The following is a 17066-nucleotide window of genomic DNA, read 5'->3' as shown; positions in this document are numbered from 1 at the left end:
ATTTGACAACCAACTTATAATTCTATGAAGGAAACCACCATTGACTATGCACTTCGTGCAACCTGGCAAGCAGTAGCAAAAATGTATAATGAAGAGGCAAAAAGCTTTGGAACCACAATGGCTATAGGGTTTACAATGTTGAGTATTGATCCTAAGACGGGTACCCCTTCTACAGCCTTAGGGCCAAAAATGGGAATGGAAGCCACAAGTCTCTCTAGAATATTAAAAAGTATGGAGGATAAAGGTCTCATAGAGCGCAAACCTAATCCTGCCGACGGGCGCGGTGTCCTAATTCATTTGACCGATTTTGGATTGGATAAAAGAAAAGATTCTAAAGATGTAGTAATGCGGTTTAACGAAGTGGTAAAACAACAAGTAGACGAAGAAAAACTAAATCATTTTTTTGAAGTTACGGAAACCATAAACAAGCTCATTACAGATAAAAATATATATATAAAGAATACAACTAATCATTAATATTTGGGTAAATTACATGAACAAGCACATTAAAAAAGTAGCAGTAATTGGCTCTGGAATCATGGGAAGCGGTATCGCTTGCCACTTTGCCAATATAGGGGTAGACGTTTTATTATTAGACATTGTACCCAGAGAATTAAACGATAAGGAAAAGGCTAAAGGGCTTACGTTAGAAGATAAGATGGTCAGAAACCGAATGGTTAACGATTCCTTGACAGCTTCCTTAAAATCGAAACCCGCTCCTATTTACCATCAAAAGTTTGCCAGTAGAATTACGACAGGCAATTTGGAAGATGATATTGCAAAGGTGAGCACGGTAGACTGGATTATTGAGGTTGTCGTTGAGCGTTTGGATATCAAAAAAATGGTTTTCGAAAACCTTGAAAAATATAGGACTCCAGGCACCTTAATTACGTCCAATACCTCAGGTATCCCCATTAAGTTCATGAGTGAAGGAAGAAGCGATGATTTCCAGAAGCACTTCTGTGGGACACACTTTTTTAACCCCGCTAGATATTTAAAACTTTTTGAAATAATCCCTGGACCAAAAACTTCACCTGAAGTTTTAGATTTCTTGAACGGATACGGTGAACAGTTCTTAGGAAAAACATCTGTTGTTGCTAAAGATACACCTGCCTTTATAGGTAACCGTATCGGTATTTTCAGCATCCAAAGTCTTTTCCATGCCGTAAAGGAAATGGGAATGACCGTAGAAGAAGTGGACAAACTAACCGGGCCGGTAATCGGCAGACCTAAATCGGCCACTTTTAGAACCGTTGATGTTGTTGGTTTGGATACGCTCGTGCATGTTGCAACCGGTATTTCAGATAACTGCAAGGATGATGAGCGTCACGGATTATTTGCACTACCCGATTTTATTGGCACCATGATGGAAAACAAATGGTTGGGAAGCAAAACAGGACAAGGATTTTATAAAAAATCGAAAGACGCTAAAGGTAAAACTGAAATTCTAACCTTGGATTTGGATACCATGGACTACAGGGCCAAAAAAAGCGCCAAGTTCGCCACACTAGAGTTGACCAAGACCATAGACAACGTAGTCGATAGGTTCTCCGTTTTAGCGGGAGGAAAAGATAAGGCTGGTGATTTTTACAGAAAGAGTTTCGGACAACTGTTCGCCTATGTATCTCACCGAATTCCTGAAATAACAGACGAATTATATAAGATTGATGATGCCATGAAAGCCGGTTTTGGCTGGGAACACGGGCCTTTTCAAATATGGGATGCCATAGGTCTTGATGCAGGTTTAGAGTTCATCGGTTCAGAGAATCAAGAAGCTGCCAAATGGGTGTCTGAAATGAAAACGGCAGGGGTTACCGCTTTCTATACTATTAAAGATGGTGCAAGCTATTTTTATGATATTCCGTCCAAAGAAATGATAAAAATACCAGGTCAGGATGCGTTTATTATTTTGGACAACATCAGAAAATCCAAGGAAGTATTTAAAAACGCAGGGGTTGTTGTTGAAGATATAGGTGATGGCATTATAAACGTAGAATTCCAATCTAAAATGAACACCATTGGTGGTGATGTTTTAGCAGGTTTGAACAAAGCGATTGATTTAGCCGAAAAAGATTTCCAAGGACTGGTTGTTGGTAACCAAGCTGCTAACTTCTCTGTAGGCGCTAATATTGGCATGATATTCATGATGGCCGTTGAGCAAGAGTATGATGAGCTGAATATGGCTATTAAAATGTTCCAAGACACCATGATGCGGATGCGCTATTCCTCTATCCCAACAATTGCTGCACCACACGGAATGGCATTAGGTGGTGGTTGTGAACTATCGCTTCATGCGGACAAGGTAGTTGCTGCTGCAGAAACCTATATGGGACTTGTAGAATTTGGTGTAGGTGTTATTCCTGGTGGTGGTGGTTCTAAAGAACTAGCACTAAGGGCATCGGACACATTTAGAAAAGGTGATGTAGAATTAAATATTTTGCAAGAGTACTTTCTAACGATAGGTATGGCAAAAGTATCTACATCGGCCTATGAAGCTTTTGATATGGGTATTTTACAGAAAGGAAAAGATAGTGTTGTTGTGAATAAAGACCGCCAAATAGCTACCGCTAAGGCGCACGCAAAATTGATGGCGGAATCGGGCTACACGCAACCAACTGCAAGAAATGATGTGAAAGTTCTTGGTAAGCAGGCTTTAGGAATGTTCTTAGTAGGAACAGACGCTATGGAAGCTAGTCATTACATTAGCGAGCACGATAAGAAGATTGCTAACAAGTTAGCGTACGTAATGGCAGGTGGTGATTTATCTGAACCAACACTAGTTTCTGAGCAGTACCTGTTGGATATTGAAAGAGAAGCATTTCTGTCACTTTGTACAGAAAGAAAAACCTTGGAAAGAATTCAGCATATGTTGAAAACTGGAAAACCCCTTAGAAATTAAAGGAGCTTTTAGCCTATCAAAAAATATAGATACAAATGCTAAAAGCCAAAAGCGGATAGCGAAAAGCATAAGTAAACATGAAAACAGCATATATAGTTAAAGCATACAGAACGGCAGTAGGTAAAGCTCCCAAAGGTGTCTTCCGTTTTAAACGGACAGATGAGTTAGCAGCAGAAACCATCGAATATATGATGAAAGAACTGCCTGATTTCGATAAAAAACGAATTGATGATGTTATGGTAGGTAATGCAATGCCAGAAGGTTCACAGGGGTTGAATATGGCACGTCTTATCTCCTTAATGGGATTAGATATTGTAGATGTTCCTGGTGTAACGGTAAACCGTTTTTGCTCATCAGGTATTGAAACTATTGGCATGGCTACCGCTAAAATTCAATCTGGAATGGCCGACTGTATTATAGCGGGTGGAGCAGAAAGTATGAGTTCTGTACCAATGACAGGCTATAAAACAGAATTAAATTATGATGTGGTTAAAGCTGGCCATGAAGATTATTATTGGGGCATGGGAAACACAGCTGAGGCTGTTGCTAATGAGTACAATGTCTCTCGTGAAGATCAAGACGAATTTGCCTATAATTCTCATATGAAAGCCTTACGTGCTCAGGCTGAAGACCGTTTTCAAGATCAGATAGTGCCTATTGAAGTGGAACAAACCTATATTGGTGCAGATGGAAAGAAGGCTACTAAAAAATATACAGTAACGAAAGATGAAGGTCCTAGAAAAGGAACTTCTACTCAAATACTAAACAAACTAAGACCTGTATTTGCCGCAGGCGGAAGTGTTACTGCCGGTAACTCATCCCAAATGAGTGATGGTGCTGCTTTTGTTTTGATCATGAGCGAAGACATGGTAAAAGAGCTTAATCTTGAGCCTATTGCGCGACTCGTGAATTATGCTGCTGCTGGTGTTCCTCCAAGAATTATGGGCATAGGACCCATTGCCGCAATACCAAAAGTGCTTAAGCAGGCTAGCTTAAAGCAAGAAGACATTAATTTAATTGAATTGAATGAAGCTTTTGCTTCTCAGTCATTAGCCGTTGTTCGTGAACTAGGTCTTAACCAAGATATCGTAAATGTAAACGGCGGGGCCATTGCCCTTGGCCATCCATTAGGATGTACTGGAGCAAAATTATCAGTTCAACTTTTTGATGAGATGCGTAAAAGAGATATGCAGGGCCAATACGGAATGGTAACCATGTGCGTTGGAACAGGGCAGGGTGCTGCTGGAATATTTGAATTTTTAAATTAAACACTAAAGCTTACGTACTGAGCTTTCTAAGGAATCGCTTTGTACTTAATATGTTTTACTTAATACCACTATAATATGAGTACAGAGACACTAAAAAAAGAAATATTACGCGGCGGACAGTTCCTGGTTAAGGAAACCAAATGCGAAGACGTTTTTACCTTAGAAGATTTAAGCGAAGAACAAAAAATGATGCGGGAGAGCACGAAGGAGTTCGTGGATAGAGAGCTATGGGCGCATTGGGAACGTTTTGAACAAAAAGACTATGCGTTTACCGAAGAAACCATGCGAAAAGCAGGGGAACTAGGTTTACTAAGTGTAGCCGTGCCAGAATCTTATGGTGGTATGGGTATGGGTTTCGTATCTACCATGCTGGTGTGTGATTATATCTCGGGAGCCACAGGATCGTTTAGCACAGCTTTTGGGGCACATACAGGCATTGGCACCATGCCAATAACGCTATATGGTACAGAAGAACAAAAACAAAAATACGTGCCTAAATTGGCATCTGGCGAATGGTTTGGAGCCTATTGCTTAACAGAGCCAGGAGCAGGCTCCGATGCAAATTCGGGCAAGACGAAAGCCGTATTGTCGGAAGATGGCAAACATTATAATATTTCGGGGCAAAAAATGTGGATTTCTAACGCTGGTTTCTGTAGTGTATTTATTGTTTTTGCACGAATTGAAGATGATAAGAATATTACCGGATTTATCGTAGAAAACGATGCAAGTAATGGTATCTCGTTAGGAGATGAAGAAAAGAAATTAGGAATACACTCCTCCTCTACGCGTCAGGTATTTTTTAGTGAAACAAAAGTACCCGTGGAGAATATGCTTTCCGAGCGTGGAAGTGGTTTTAAAATTGCCATGAATGCGTTAAACGTAGGTCGTATTAAATTGGCTGCTGCTTGTTTGGACGCACAACGCAGAATTGTAGACGAAGCGACTAAGTATGCGAATGAGCGTATACAGTTCAAAACCCCAATCATGAATTTTGGCGCCATTAAAGCAAAGATTGCCGATATGACAACCAATGTTTATGTGGATGAGTCGGCCTCATATCGTGCAGCCAAAAATATAGAAGATCGTATTGCCATGCGTTTAGCAGATGGCAACACGCACCAAGAAGCAGAATTGAAAGGTGTTGAAGAATACGCCATTGAATGTTCCATCTTAAAAGTTGCTGTTTCTGAACATGTGCAGCAAACTACAGATGAAGGCGTTCAGATATTTGGTGGTATGGGCTTTAGTGCCGATACGCCAATGGAATCTGCTTGGAGAGATGCTAGAATCGCAAGAATATATGAAGGAACAAATGAAATCAACCGTATGTTGGCGGTAGGAATGTTGGTTAAAAAAGCCATGAAAGGCCATGTAGACCTTTTAGGACCTGCAACGGCTGTAGGCGAGGAATTAATGGGAATACCTTCTTTTGACACACCAGATTTCTCAGAACTTTTTGCAGAAGAAAAAGACCTATTAAAAAGGGTGAAAAAAGTATTCCTAATGGTTGCTGGTAGTGCCGTACAAAAATTTGGCGCTAAATTAGAGGAGCACCAACAGTTGATGATGGCTGCATCCGATATTTTGATACAGGCGTACTTAGCAGAATCAGCAATTTTAAGAACTGAAAAGAACGCAAAAAGATTTGGTGAAAAAGCACAGGACACACAAATTGCGATGTCCAAGCTTTATTTATATAGAGCCACAGAAATCGTAATCCAAAAAGGAAAAGAGGCTATCGTTTCTTTTACAGAGGGTGATGAGCAGCGCATGATGCTTATGGGCTTAAAACGTTTTACGAAATATACAAACAACCCCAATGTTATTGCATTACGTATTCAAATTGCGGATAAAGTAGCTGCGGATAATGGATACACATTTGACTAACTCAAATGATACTTTTGTTTTTAAACAGAAGAAAAACCGCTCCCAAAAAGAGCGGTTTTTATTTTTATCTCAAGCGTAACAGAAATCGCGGTATTTGGGTTCTACTTCAACTACTATTTAAAAAAAGAAAATCTAACCTATTATCATGAAGCGTTTACATACTTTATTATTACTAATCCTAGTTACCACAACCTTTCAATCTTGTAAAGATGAAGCAAATACAAGTTCCAATAAAAAAGCTTCAACGAATACAAATGCTATCGCTGTAGCAGACAAAAACCAAGCCTATATTTATAAGTACAATGCCTATATTGCTGTTTGGAATGATGTTACACCACGCGTAAAAGGCACCTACGCTACCCTTTTTGATCTCATCAATGATAAAACGGGTAGACCTTTAGAATACCAAGACAGCTATTTTATCCCATCACTTATTGAAAGTCGGGCCATTGTGATGCTTACGGACATTGTTAATCAGGAGCCTGCTATTGAAGAGCTAGATGCTTTGGCGCCAAGCTTGATTTCATCCTATAAAGAACTACTAGCGCCCCTAAAACAGCTGTCCGAATACTATAAGTTGCAATCTTACACCGATGATGATTTTGAAAAAGGAGCGGAGCTTTACTTTAAAGCTAGGGAACCTATTAAGAAGTTTATAGCATCTAGCGATATCCTTGGCCCCCGATTACAAGAAATTGATGCTAGACTTTTAATAAAAGCGCTGGCAGAGTACAAAGAAAAAGATAAGTTATTACTCTATAATAAAGGAATGCTCGTTCACAGTATTAAAAAACACTCAGCTCCGTTGTACGGTATAAGCTTTCAGGAGTATAAAAATTTAAATTTACAAGACTATGACCAAACTTTAAATGATATAATTCAATATTATACTGACTTTAAGGCGCTAGCAAAAGATAAGGAAAGACTTAAAAAGGAAATGAATATTAGTCGTCCAGCACCTTTCACTATCTATTATCTAGCTATTGACACCTACCTCAAAGAAGCTCAAAACCTAAAAAATACGATTCTAGAGGCGAAGAAACATGCCGCTATGAAGTCCAAGGTCGAGCGTATGGGCATACAGTATGCCGCCGCTAGTCATTTAAAAGTTACCGCTGCTGGGGAGAAAGTAATTAGCAGCTCCAATGCCTTAAATCGATAGTAGCACATAATTATTCCCACCGCTGCTATTTATAAGTGGTTTTTATTTGTTCATATTGCTGTAAGCACTTAATTTTAGCGAATGGATAAATCCCTATTGCATACCGTTTACGATACTGAAATTTTCAGAAAGAAAGGTCATGAACTCATAGACCAACTCGCAGACCATCTTGAAGATAAACTACAACAGAATTCTGGCAATGCAATTCACTGGAACGAACCTGATAAAGAGCTAGCCTTTTGGAAAGCCTTTCTCGAGAAAGGGGATGAAAATCAATTATTCTCAGAAATCACCAAAAGGACTACCTACATACATCATCCACATTACATAGGACATCAAGTTACGCCCACAGCTCCAATGACTGCGCTGACAGGCATGATAAGTTCCCTATTGAACAATGGCATGGCTGTTTACGAAATGGGCATGTCCCCTTCTGCCATAGAGCGCGTAGTTACCGATGTACTCTGTAAGAAAATCGGTTTTGATATGACTTCTGGGGGGGTTCTTACCTCTGGAGGTACTTTAGCAAATCTAACCGCACTACTTACTGCCCGGAAAGTAAACGTAAAAACCGATATTTGGAACGAAGGCACCCAACAACGACTAGGTATCATCGTAAGTGAAGAAGCACATTACTGTGTGGACCGTGCTGCAAAAATTATGGGACTTGGGGAACAGGGTATTATAAAAATTCCTGCCACGAAGGATTTCAGGATGGACACCTCACTTTTAGAAGAAAAATACAAACAAGCTCAAGATTCAGGTATCTATATCTTTGCAATTATAGGGAGTGCCCCAAGTACGTCTACAGGAATGTTCGATAACTTACAGGAAATCGCTGATTTCGCAAAAAGCAAACAACTCTGGTTTCATGTAGATGGTGCCCATGGAGGGGCCGCTATTTTTTCTCCTAAATATAAGACCCTTTTAAAAGGTATTGATCAAGCGGATTCTGTAGTGATAGATGGACATAAAATGATGATGATGCCAGCTCTTACAACGGCATTACTTTATAAAAAAAGTGCACACACAAACCTAACGTTCAGTCAAAAGGCAGATTACCTATTAACGGAATCTGAACTAGAAGATTGGTGTAATTCTGGCAAAAAAACCTTTGAATGTACCAAGACAATGATGAGTATTCATTGGTTTACGATGTTAAAACTTTATGGCGAAGACGTTTTTAATGCCTATGTAACGCATCTCTTTGATATGGGAGAACAGTTTGCTCAAATCATACAACAACATCCACAATTTGAACTCGCGGTAGCCCCAATGTCCAACATTGTGTGTTTCAAATATGTAGACACTACCTTATCTAGTGAAGCCCAAAACGGACAAAATCAAGCTATTCGACAAGCCTTGTTAGAAGATGGCGAATTTTATATCGTACAGACTAAATTAAGAGGCGTACACTACCTTAGGGTTACGGTTATGAATCCGTTTACCAAGGAGACTCATTTTGAAAATCTCCTTGCTAAAATCTGTCGTTTAGCGATTACCGTTTAGCTAATGGACTCCAAAACTTGCTCCTCAATTTCCTTAGTAGAAAAGAGCACCGCACACTCTATTAGCGCCAAATGCGAATAGGCTTGTGGAAAATTTCCTAGTAATCTTTTTGTCTTAAAATCAATATCTTCACTAAAGAGACCTAAATGATTACTATACGATAAAAGTTTGTCGAATTGCTTCATCGCTTTTTCCTCTTCCCCTATTTTAAACAGGCTATTAATAAACCAAAATGTACAAATAGTAAACGAAGAGGAAGGCAACCCAAAATCATCTTCGTTTTTATATCTATATAGCAAACCGTCATTGCTTAGCTCCTTCTCAATGGCTTTTACAGTACTTACAAATTTCGGGTCTTTGGCGTGGATAAATCCGTAAGACTCCATCAATAAGACAGAAGCATCCATATCTGGACTGCCATAAGATTGGGTAAACGCGTTTACATCTGGGTTCCATGCATTTTCATGAATATCCCTTTTTATTTCCTGTTCCAAAGCCGTCCACTTTTCAATTTTTGCAGTTTTCTTGAATATCCGTGCTATCTTAATAGCCCTTTCAATAGCAACCCAGCAAAGTACCTTAGAAAAGGTAAAGTGTCTGTTTTCAGCCCTAAATTCCCAAATACCTTTATCCGCTTCTTTCCAGTGGTTGGAAACAATCCAAACGATACCTTTTGTAATCCCCCAGAGTTCTTCCCCATTTTCAGTATCGTTATGATATTTGGACAACTGTTCATAGATAACATCCATTAGAATACCATAAATATCATTCTGCTTTTGTTTGTACGCTGCATTTCCTACGCGAACAGGAGCCGAACCTTTATACCCAGCGAGGTGTTCTAAGGTAACTTCGGTTAATTTCTTTTCTTTATTGATACCATACATAATTTGCAGTTTTTCATCCTTATCCGGAATTAAATCCACAATAAATTGTAGGTAACGTTTGGCCACATTCCTATGACCAAGATCACCGATAACTTTAATAGCCATGGAAGCATCCCGAATCCAACAAAAGCGATAATCCCAGTTGCGCACTTCACCAATAGTCTCGGGCAAGGATGTAGTGGCGGCGGCTAATACAGCACCTGTCTTGTCGTAACTTAAGAGCTTAAGGGTTATGGCGCTTCTACTTATTTCCGCATTGTATTTTTTGTAGTTAGGTGTTTTATTACTCCAATTAAGCCAATATACCTTAGTACGTTCTAACTCGGTATACATTTTTCGCACAGAGGGCTGAAACATCTTCTCATTATAGCCCATTAAAAAGTAACCATCCTTTTCTAATGCTATCTCCTTTCCTTCCATAACAGCATTCTTATTAAAAGAAGTGTATAAAAAACAAGTGTCAAACTTTTCGCCATGCGTAAGGCTTACTATAAAATTCTTCTTTACATAGGTGTCCGTTTTACCCTTGGCGTATTCCAACTTAGGATTATAGTGCACCTTAAAAACAGGTTTTCCTGAAATATGCTTAAAAAACCGAACCAGCTCTGGAGGCGAATTATACCCATCTTCTTTACGATATCTAGGCATAAAATCCCGTATTTCAAAAATAGCATCATCAGAAGTAAATCGTGTAACTAAAATTGCGGTATGTTTCTTATAGCTTTGTTTAATGACATAGGAATCATCTACCTGAACCTCAAAGCTGCCACCTTTGGTATCATCTAACAATTTTGCAAAAACTGAGGAAGAGTCAAACTCTGGTAAACAGCACCAATCTATGGAGCCAGTTTTGGACACCAAGGCCGCACTTCTACAATTTCCTATAATTCCGTAATCTAAATTATCCATGTATTTTTTCTATTTCGTTTCGGGGTTGCTATTTCACTATTGGCAGCCATTTTATAATCGCAATTAGGCTGATAGCAAAAAATAGAGATCAAAATGCGGTTTCCGTAAAAATCTTGATTCATACAGTCTTTCAATTGCTATTGCCCTTCTTTTTCCCGAAATTGAGAGAAATTAAGTTTAAAACAAAACAAAATCCGCTATTTATGGCTAAAACTATCATAATCTCAAATAGACTGCCCGTACAATTGCAAATTAGTAATGGAGACATCACCGCGATACCAAGTGTAGGTGGTTTGGCAACGGGAATGAAATCTGTTCACTCTGGTGGAGACAGCTTATGGATCGGGTGGAGCGGACTCACAGATGAGGAAATCCCTGAGGAATTAGCTCCAAAAATTGACAAGGCGCTAGCGGAGCATGGTTCCTCTAAAGTAAAATTGACGAAAGATGAAGTAGACGGATTTTATTTCGGTTTTAGCAACAGAACCATTTGGCCTTTGTTTCATTACTTTTTAGAATACTCAGAGTTTGAACTCTCCTATTGGGAAACCTACAAGGCAGTAAATCAAAAATTTGCAGATGCCATCTTAGAAAAGGCGGATGAAAATGATACTATTTGGGTGCATGATTATCAATTAATGTTAGTGCCGCAACTGGTACGCGAGAAACGACCTAATATTTCCATCGGCTTCTTTTTACATATTCCCTTCCCATCCTATGAAATATTTAGAACACTTCCGTGGCGGCGTGAAATATTACAAGGCTTATTAGGATCGGACCTTATAGGATTTCATACGTATGACTATGAACGGCATTTCTTAAGTTCGGTACGAAGATTACTGGGCTTAGAAGTCAGTTTTAATGATATCTACCTAGAGGATAGAGTGATTAAAGTAGATTCTTTTCCCATGGGAATCGATTATAAAAAATTCAGTGAGGCGGCAAAAGAACATTCACAACGGAATGAATCCGAGAAATCGGAGCTTCAAAAACGACTGGATACCCATAAAGAATCGGCTCCCGATGCCAAGTTCTTTTTATCTATAGATCGATTGGACTATTCAAAAGGAATTGCCAAACGATTAAAAGCTTATGAGTACTTTTTAAATAAGTATCCAGAATACAAAGAAAAAGTACGTTTGATTATTCTAGCGGTTCCCTCCCGCTCCAACGTTCCCCAATATAAGCTCCTTAAAAAAGAAATAGATGAATTGGTAGGTCGCATAAATGGAGAATTGTCTACGGTAAGCTGGACACCTATTTGGTATTTCTACAGGTCTATGCCTTTTGAAAATCTAATAGATCTCTACACGTCCTGTGATATTGCTTGGTTAACGCCCATACGCGACGGGATGAACTTAGTTGCCAAAGAATACATAGCTACCCGAACGGACAAAACAGGCGTGCTTATATTGAGTGAAATGGCCGGTTCTGCCAACGAAATGAATGAATCACTCCTTATTAATCCAAATAATTTTGAGCAAATAGCAGATACCCTATTCCAGGCTATAAACATGCCTAAAGAAGAACAGCAGGAACGTAATGGCATACTGCAAAAAAGATTGGAGCGCTATAATGTAGAAAGATGGGCAAACGACTTTATGACCTCCCTGGTCAACCAGAAAGTAAAAGAGGATGTGTATGTGTCATGTAGGCTGTCTGTTGACCTTATGAATACCGTAATGCAGGACTATATAAAAGCAAAAAGGCGACTGGTATTCTTGGACTATGACGGTACGCTAGCAGGCTTTCATAACGATCCCCAAAAAGCGAGTCCGGATACGGCATTGTACCAATTACTAGATGATATATCATCCCAACCTAACACCGATATGTATCTCATAAGCGGCAGGGATAAAGAGACATTTACCAAATGGTTCCTTCCTAAAAAATACAATATGATTGTGGAGCATGGGGTATGGCTTTCCCAAAATGGAGAAGATTTTCATATGTTGGAAAATGTTAAAAAAGATTGGATGGCTAAAATAATGCCTGTATTGGAATCTTTTGTAGACCGCACGCCAGGTAGTTTTATAGAAGAAAAAAACTACTCTCTAGCGTGGCATTACCGGAATACCGACCCGGACTTTGGTCAGAAACGTGCTGTAGAACTAAATACAGTATTGACAAGTTTGATAGCAAATGATGACCTCAGTGTTTTGAACGGTAACAAGGTTATGGAAATAAAGAGCAGCAACGTAAACAAAGGCAGAGCTGCTATGCGGGTGTATGCAGAACAAGACTATGATTTTGTGTTTGCTATAGGTGATGATTGGACAGACGAGTTTATGTTTCAAGAATTACCAGACGATTCTGTCACAGTAAAAGTGGGTAGACAAAAAACACAGGCTAAATATTTTGTAGACAATATCAAAAACGTCCGAGATATTCTAGCACGCTTTGCGGAAAAACGCTAGAACACGGTTACTGAGCACATATATATTGAACGATGAAATATTTTCCTTTTTGGGTTGGATTATTTATTTTCTCCTTGCAAGCTGTTTCACAACAGTCCACAGAGATTTATTTGATAGATGTAACAAAGAATGCCGATACTATTCGCCTTTCTGCACCTTTGAATATTTCAAACAATGAAGGGTATGATAATCAACCCTCCTTTTTCGACAACGAAACTATTTTGTTTTCCTCCACTAGAAACAATCAAACGGATATTGCGCTGTATGATATAGCTAAGGGTACCACAACTTGGATTTCTAATACAACCCAAGGAAGTGAATACTCTCCTTTAAAAATCCCTAAAAAAGAAGCCGTATCAGCTATTCGATTGGACTCAAATGGCTTACAAAGACTGTATCAGTATGATGTACAAACTGGAATATCAAAAGAGCTTCTAAAAGATTTGAAAGTAGGCTATCATGTGTGGTACAATGACCATATTATAGTGTGTACCGTTCTAGTAGAAAACCGGATGGATTTGGTGGTAGCCAATTTACAAGAAGGTACAACGAATACGGTACAAAAAAATGTGGGTCGATCACTGCATACCATTCCGGGAACAAATTTGATAAGTTATATAAGTAAGCAAAACAAAACATTGGAAATAAAATCGCTCAACCCTGTTTCCGGAGCAACAAAAACAATCAACTATATCTGGAACGGTAGGGAGGATATGGCTTGGCTATCGCAAAACACTATAATTTCAAGTACAGATAGAATTATTGCTCAGGTAAAAGCGGATACCACAGGAATTTGGGATTTATTTCATCAATTTGGACCCTTGGAACTGCATAACATGACCCGTATTGCGGTAAGTCCTGACCAGAAAAAATTAGCTTTAGTAGCAGAACCAGCACCTGCTAAAATTGTTCAAAAACAAGTAGAGTCGTATAACGAGAGAGATTTAGACGCTTTCGTTAACTGCTATTCGGAAGCTGTGGTCGTTCGTAATTTTCCAGCCGATACACTTTATGTAGGCCACGAAAAAATGCGGAAGAAGTACAGTAACCTTTCGCCTGACAAAAAGGGATACACTGTAGAAGTAGTGAAACGTATTACGATAGGCAACAAGGTTATAGACCAAGAAAGGGTAACCGGAAATGGTAAAATTAAGATGCAAGTGGCGCTTTATGAGGTGATTAATGGTACTATCTCAAGCATGACCTTTATTTTTAAAGATACCAACGTTTCGAACCCAGAAACCATTGTGCAACAACAATTGGATGCCTATAATGCTAGGGATATAGACGGGTTCTTAAAAACGTATTCCGAGGACATAGGGGTATACAATTTTCCGGAAGATATAAGGACACAAGGTCAAAAGGATATGCGGAAAGGATACGGGAATTATTTTAAGAATACACCAGACCTCCATGCAGACATAAAAAATAGAATTGTTATTGGCAATATCGTAATTGATGAGGAGTTTGTGACAGCAAATGGCAATACGTTTAGCGCCGTAGCTATTTATGAGGTTGAAAACGAGAAAATCTCCAACGTAACCTTCGTTCGATAATACGCATTTGGCACAAAAAAAATACATCCTTCCCACGATTATCCTAGCACAGTTTGCCTGCACATCTCCATGGTTTGCTGGGAATGCTATAATTGATAAACTCCTGCTTAAAACAGGTTTAGGTGTTGAACTCGTAGGTTATGTCATTTCCTCGGTGCAGTTTGGGTTCATAACCGGGACTTTAGTTTTTGCACTATTGATGGTAGCTGACCGAGTCTCCCCTTCTAACGTATTTTTTATTTGTGCACTACTAGCGGCATCGTGTAACCTGTATCTGTTATCCGATGTTATGACCACTAAGGGCTTAATACTCGCGCGATTTGGCACAGGATTCTTCCTAGCGGGAATTTATCCGGTAGGCATGAAAATTGCCGCAGACTATTACGAAAAAGGTTTAGGGAAAGCGTTGGGACTTTTGGTAGGTGCACTTGTGCTAGGCACCGCATTCCCTTTTGTGTTAAAAGGGTCACATTTGAACGAAAATCCAAATATTATTATTGGTACCACTTCCATACTAACACTACTGGGTGGAGCTTTTCTATTCTTTTTAGTTCCCAATGGGCCCTTTAGAAAAAAGAGTTCGCACTTACGGCTATCGGCAGGCTTTGGACTGTTTAAGATACCAAATTTTAGAAAAGCAGCATTTGGGTATTTTGGACATATGTGGGAACTCTATGCTTTTTGGGCTTTTACCCCTTTTGCAATTCAGAGTTATAACAGCCTATCGGGCGCAGAGATTTCCGTTCCGTTATGGACAGGAATCATAATTACTTTAGGAGCCATTTCTTGTGCCCTTGGCGGAGTACTTTCTCAAAAATACGGCAGTAAGACAGTAGCGTTTGTAGCCCTCTTCGTTTCAGGGATATGCTGTCTTGCTTCTCCTCTTTTTTTTCAATCAAACTCCCTTCTTTTCTTAGGCGGATGGTGTTTGTGGGGTATGGCGGTAACGGCAGATTCCCCGCAATTTTCTAAGCTTGTAGCCACGGCAGCACCGGCCCAATTAAAAGGGACTGGATTAACCTTGGTCAACTGTATAGGATTTGCCATTACGATTGGGAGTATTCAACTATTGGCTACCTTTAGTCAGGCGATAGCACCGCAATATACCTTCCTTGTTTTGGCCCTAGGTCCACTATTCGGATTATGGCAGTTATCCGGTCATAAAAATGATTAATTTTAATATATTGTATTATCAAATAAAAAGAAAATGAAAAAAATACTACTAGTTGTTTTAGTACTTTCTGTCTTTCCCATGACTGGGCAAACTGACCAACGTATGTATGATATTATCGACGCGGTCTCTTCGGAACGCATAGAAAATGATATTACCAAATTAGCTAATTTTGGAACTAGACATACGCTTAGCGACACGGTGTCCCAAACTCGTGGCATAGGGGCAGCAAGGCGGTGGATAAAATCTGAATTTGAAAAAATAGCTGCAACCTGTAACAATTGTTTGGACGTTATATACCAAAAAGATTTGGTCAAAAAAGGAGTAAATCCACGTATTGTAAAAGATGTGGAAGTCGTGAATGTTTTGGCGATTCAGCGCGGCAGTACATACCCCAATCGCTTTATCATTATGAGTGGGGATATTGATTCTCGTGTGAGCGACCCTACGAATTATACGGACGATTCACCTGGTGCTAACGACAATGCTAGTGGCATGGCGGGGGCGATAGAGGCCGCGCGAGTCTTATCCAAATACACGTTTGAGAATAGTATTATCTACATGGGACTTTCCGGAGAAGAGCAAGGTCTTTTTGGTGGTGGTGGTGTTGCTGCCTATGCCAAAGAACAAGGCTGGGAAATCATTGGGATTTTTAATAATGATATGATTGGAAATATAACCGGGGTGGACGGCATTACCAGCAGCACGGATTTTAGGATTTTTTCCGAGCCCGTACCTCCAACAGAAACTGAAAAAGAACGCAATGCCAGACGCTTTTATGGTGGTGAAGTGGATGGTATTTCTAGACAATTAGCCCGATACGTGCACAAAACGACTAAAACCTACATGCCGGACATGAATCCCATGATGATTTACCGTTTGGACCGCTTTGGGCGTGGAGGACACCACAGGCCATTTAACGATGCCGGCTTTGCAGGTATTCGTATTATGGAAGCGCACGAAAATTACACACAACAACACCAAGATATTCGAATGGAAGATGGTATTGCCTATGGCGATGTACTGGAGCATGTAGATTTTGACTATGCAGCCAAATTAACAGCCGTCAATGCTATTAATATGGCATCCTTGGCATGGGCACCACCGGCGCCCAAAAAAGTAGAAATTGGTGGTATTGTAGAACCCTCAGCCAAATTTAAATGGAGTAAAGTAGCTGGTGCAACGGGTTATAAAATTTATTGGCGAGACACCACTTCCCCTACTTGGGACAACAGCAGATATGTAGGCGATGTGACCGATTTTACCTTAAAAGGAATTGTCATAGATAACTACTTCTTTGGCGTTTCTTCTGTTGGAGCGGATGGGTTTGAGAGTCAGGTTGTGTTTCCAAATGCTATATTTAGATAACACCTAATTAACTACGTAATTATAAGCCAGGTAGTA

At 39.6% G+C, this 17066-nt stretch carries 11 protein-coding genes; 10 read left to right on the top strand and 1 reads right to left on the bottom strand.

Going from position 1 to position 17066, the window contains the following annotated elements:
• Window positions 1-24: 24 nt before the first annotated feature.
• From Q360_RS0102570 to Q360_RS0102545, 6 genes are all read left to right on the top strand, one after another.
• Window positions 25-477: a MarR family winged helix-turn-helix transcriptional regulator gene (locus tag Q360_RS0102570; RefSeq protein ID WP_027075696.1), complete on the top strand. Its 453-nt coding sequence runs from the start codon at window positions 25-27 to the stop codon at window positions 475-477.
• Between the two features lie 16 nt (window positions 478-493).
• Entirely contained in the window at window positions 494-2899 is a 2406-nt protein-coding gene (locus Q360_RS0102565; RefSeq protein WP_027075695.1) for a 3-hydroxyacyl-CoA dehydrogenase/enoyl-CoA hydratase family protein, read from the top strand.
• A 77-nt stretch (window positions 2900-2976) separates the two neighbouring features.
• Entirely contained in the window at window positions 2977-4167 is a 1191-nt protein-coding gene (locus Q360_RS0102560; RefSeq protein WP_027075694.1) for an acetyl-CoA C-acyltransferase, read from the top strand.
• 75 nt (window positions 4168-4242) lie between these two features.
• Entirely contained in the window at window positions 4243-6054 is a 1812-nt protein-coding gene (locus Q360_RS0102555; RefSeq protein WP_027075693.1) for an acyl-CoA dehydrogenase family protein, read from the top strand.
• Between the two features lie 145 nt (window positions 6055-6199).
• Window positions 6200-7216 carry a DUF3829 domain-containing protein gene (locus tag Q360_RS0102550; protein WP_027075692.1) on the top strand — a complete coding sequence of 339 codons (1017 nt, stop codon included), beginning with the start codon at window positions 6200-6202 and terminating at the stop codon, window positions 7214-7216.
• 81 nt (window positions 7217-7297) lie between these two features.
• Window positions 7298-8725: a pyridoxal phosphate-dependent decarboxylase family protein gene (locus Q360_RS0102545; RefSeq protein ID WP_027075691.1), complete on the top strand. Its 1428-nt coding sequence runs from the start codon at window positions 7298-7300 to the stop codon at window positions 8723-8725.
• On the opposite strand, the gene Q360_RS0102540 is transcribed toward Q360_RS0102545, so the two are convergent.
• Complete coding sequence (locus tag Q360_RS0102540; RefSeq protein WP_027075690.1) at window positions 8722-10518, bottom strand: glycoside hydrolase family 15 protein; 1797 nt, start codon at window positions 10516-10518, stop codon at window positions 8722-8724. The two genes, Q360_RS0102545 and Q360_RS0102540, sit on opposite strands and share 4 nt — an antisense overlap.
• 203 nt (window positions 10519-10721) lie before the next feature.
• Between Q360_RS0102540 and Q360_RS0102535 the strand changes: the two genes are divergently transcribed.
• From Q360_RS0102535 to Q360_RS0102520, 4 genes are read left to right on the top strand one after another with little or no spacing between them, the layout of a single operon-like run.
• A complete protein-coding gene (locus tag Q360_RS0102535) occupies window positions 10722-12935 on the top strand; it encodes a bifunctional alpha,alpha-trehalose-phosphate synthase (UDP-forming)/trehalose-phosphatase (protein ID WP_027075689.1) in 2214 nt (737 codons plus the stop codon).
• A 32-nt stretch (window positions 12936-12967) separates the two neighbouring features.
• Window positions 12968-14491: a nuclear transport factor 2 family protein gene (locus Q360_RS0102530; RefSeq protein WP_027075688.1), complete on the top strand. Its 1524-nt coding sequence runs from the start codon at window positions 12968-12970 to the stop codon at window positions 14489-14491.
• A gap of 7 nt (window positions 14492-14498) precedes the next feature.
• On the top strand, window positions 14499-15665 hold the full coding sequence (locus Q360_RS0102525) for an MFS transporter (RefSeq protein WP_027075687.1): 1167 nt from the start codon (window positions 14499-14501) through the stop codon (window positions 15663-15665).
• Window positions 15666-15698: 33 nt separating this feature from the next.
• Window positions 15699-17030 (top strand): M28 family metallopeptidase, encoded by a 1332-nt coding sequence (locus Q360_RS0102520; protein ID WP_027075686.1) that lies wholly within the window; start codon window positions 15699-15701, stop codon window positions 17028-17030.
• Window positions 17031-17066: the final 36 nt, after the last annotated feature.

Source organism: Maribacter antarcticus DSM 21422 (genome assembly GCF_000621125.1).
Classification (GTDB): Bacteria; Bacteroidota; Bacteroidia; order Flavobacteriales; family Flavobacteriaceae; genus Maribacter; species Maribacter antarcticus.
The sequence above is the reverse complement of the archived record's forward strand: the minus strand, read 5'-3'. Positions and strand labels throughout refer to the sequence as shown.

What these genes read in the sequence shown, in the direction of transcription:
- Q360_RS0102570 (WP_027075696.1), top strand. Translation starts at nt 25, where the DNA reads ATGAAGGAAACCACCATTGACTATGCACTTCGTGCAACCTGGCAAGCA.
- Q360_RS0102565 (WP_027075695.1), top strand. Translation starts at nt 494, where the DNA reads ATGAACAAGCACATTAAAAAAGTAGCAGTAATTGGCTCTGGAATCATG.
- Q360_RS0102560 (WP_027075694.1), top strand. Translation starts at nt 2,977, where the DNA reads ATGAAAACAGCATATATAGTTAAAGCATACAGAACGGCAGTAGGTAAA.
- Q360_RS0102555 (WP_027075693.1), top strand. Translation starts at nt 4,243, where the DNA reads ATGAGTACAGAGACACTAAAAAAAGAAATATTACGCGGCGGACAGTTC.
- Q360_RS0102550 (WP_027075692.1), top strand. Translation starts at nt 6,200, where the DNA reads ATGAAGCGTTTACATACTTTATTATTACTAATCCTAGTTACCACAACC.
- Q360_RS0102545 (WP_027075691.1), top strand. Translation starts at nt 7,298, where the DNA reads ATGGATAAATCCCTATTGCATACCGTTTACGATACTGAAATTTTCAGA.
- Q360_RS0102540 (WP_027075690.1), bottom strand. Translation starts at nt 10,518, where the DNA reads ATGGATAATTTAGATTACGGAATTATAGGAAATTGTAGAAGTGCGGCC.
- Q360_RS0102535 (WP_027075689.1), top strand. Translation starts at nt 10,722, where the DNA reads ATGGCTAAAACTATCATAATCTCAAATAGACTGCCCGTACAATTGCAA.
- Q360_RS0102530 (WP_027075688.1), top strand. Translation starts at nt 12,968, where the DNA reads ATGAAATATTTTCCTTTTTGGGTTGGATTATTTATTTTCTCCTTGCAA.
- Q360_RS0102520 (WP_027075686.1), top strand. Translation starts at nt 15,699, where the DNA reads ATGAAAAAAATACTACTAGTTGTTTTAGTACTTTCTGTCTTTCCCATG.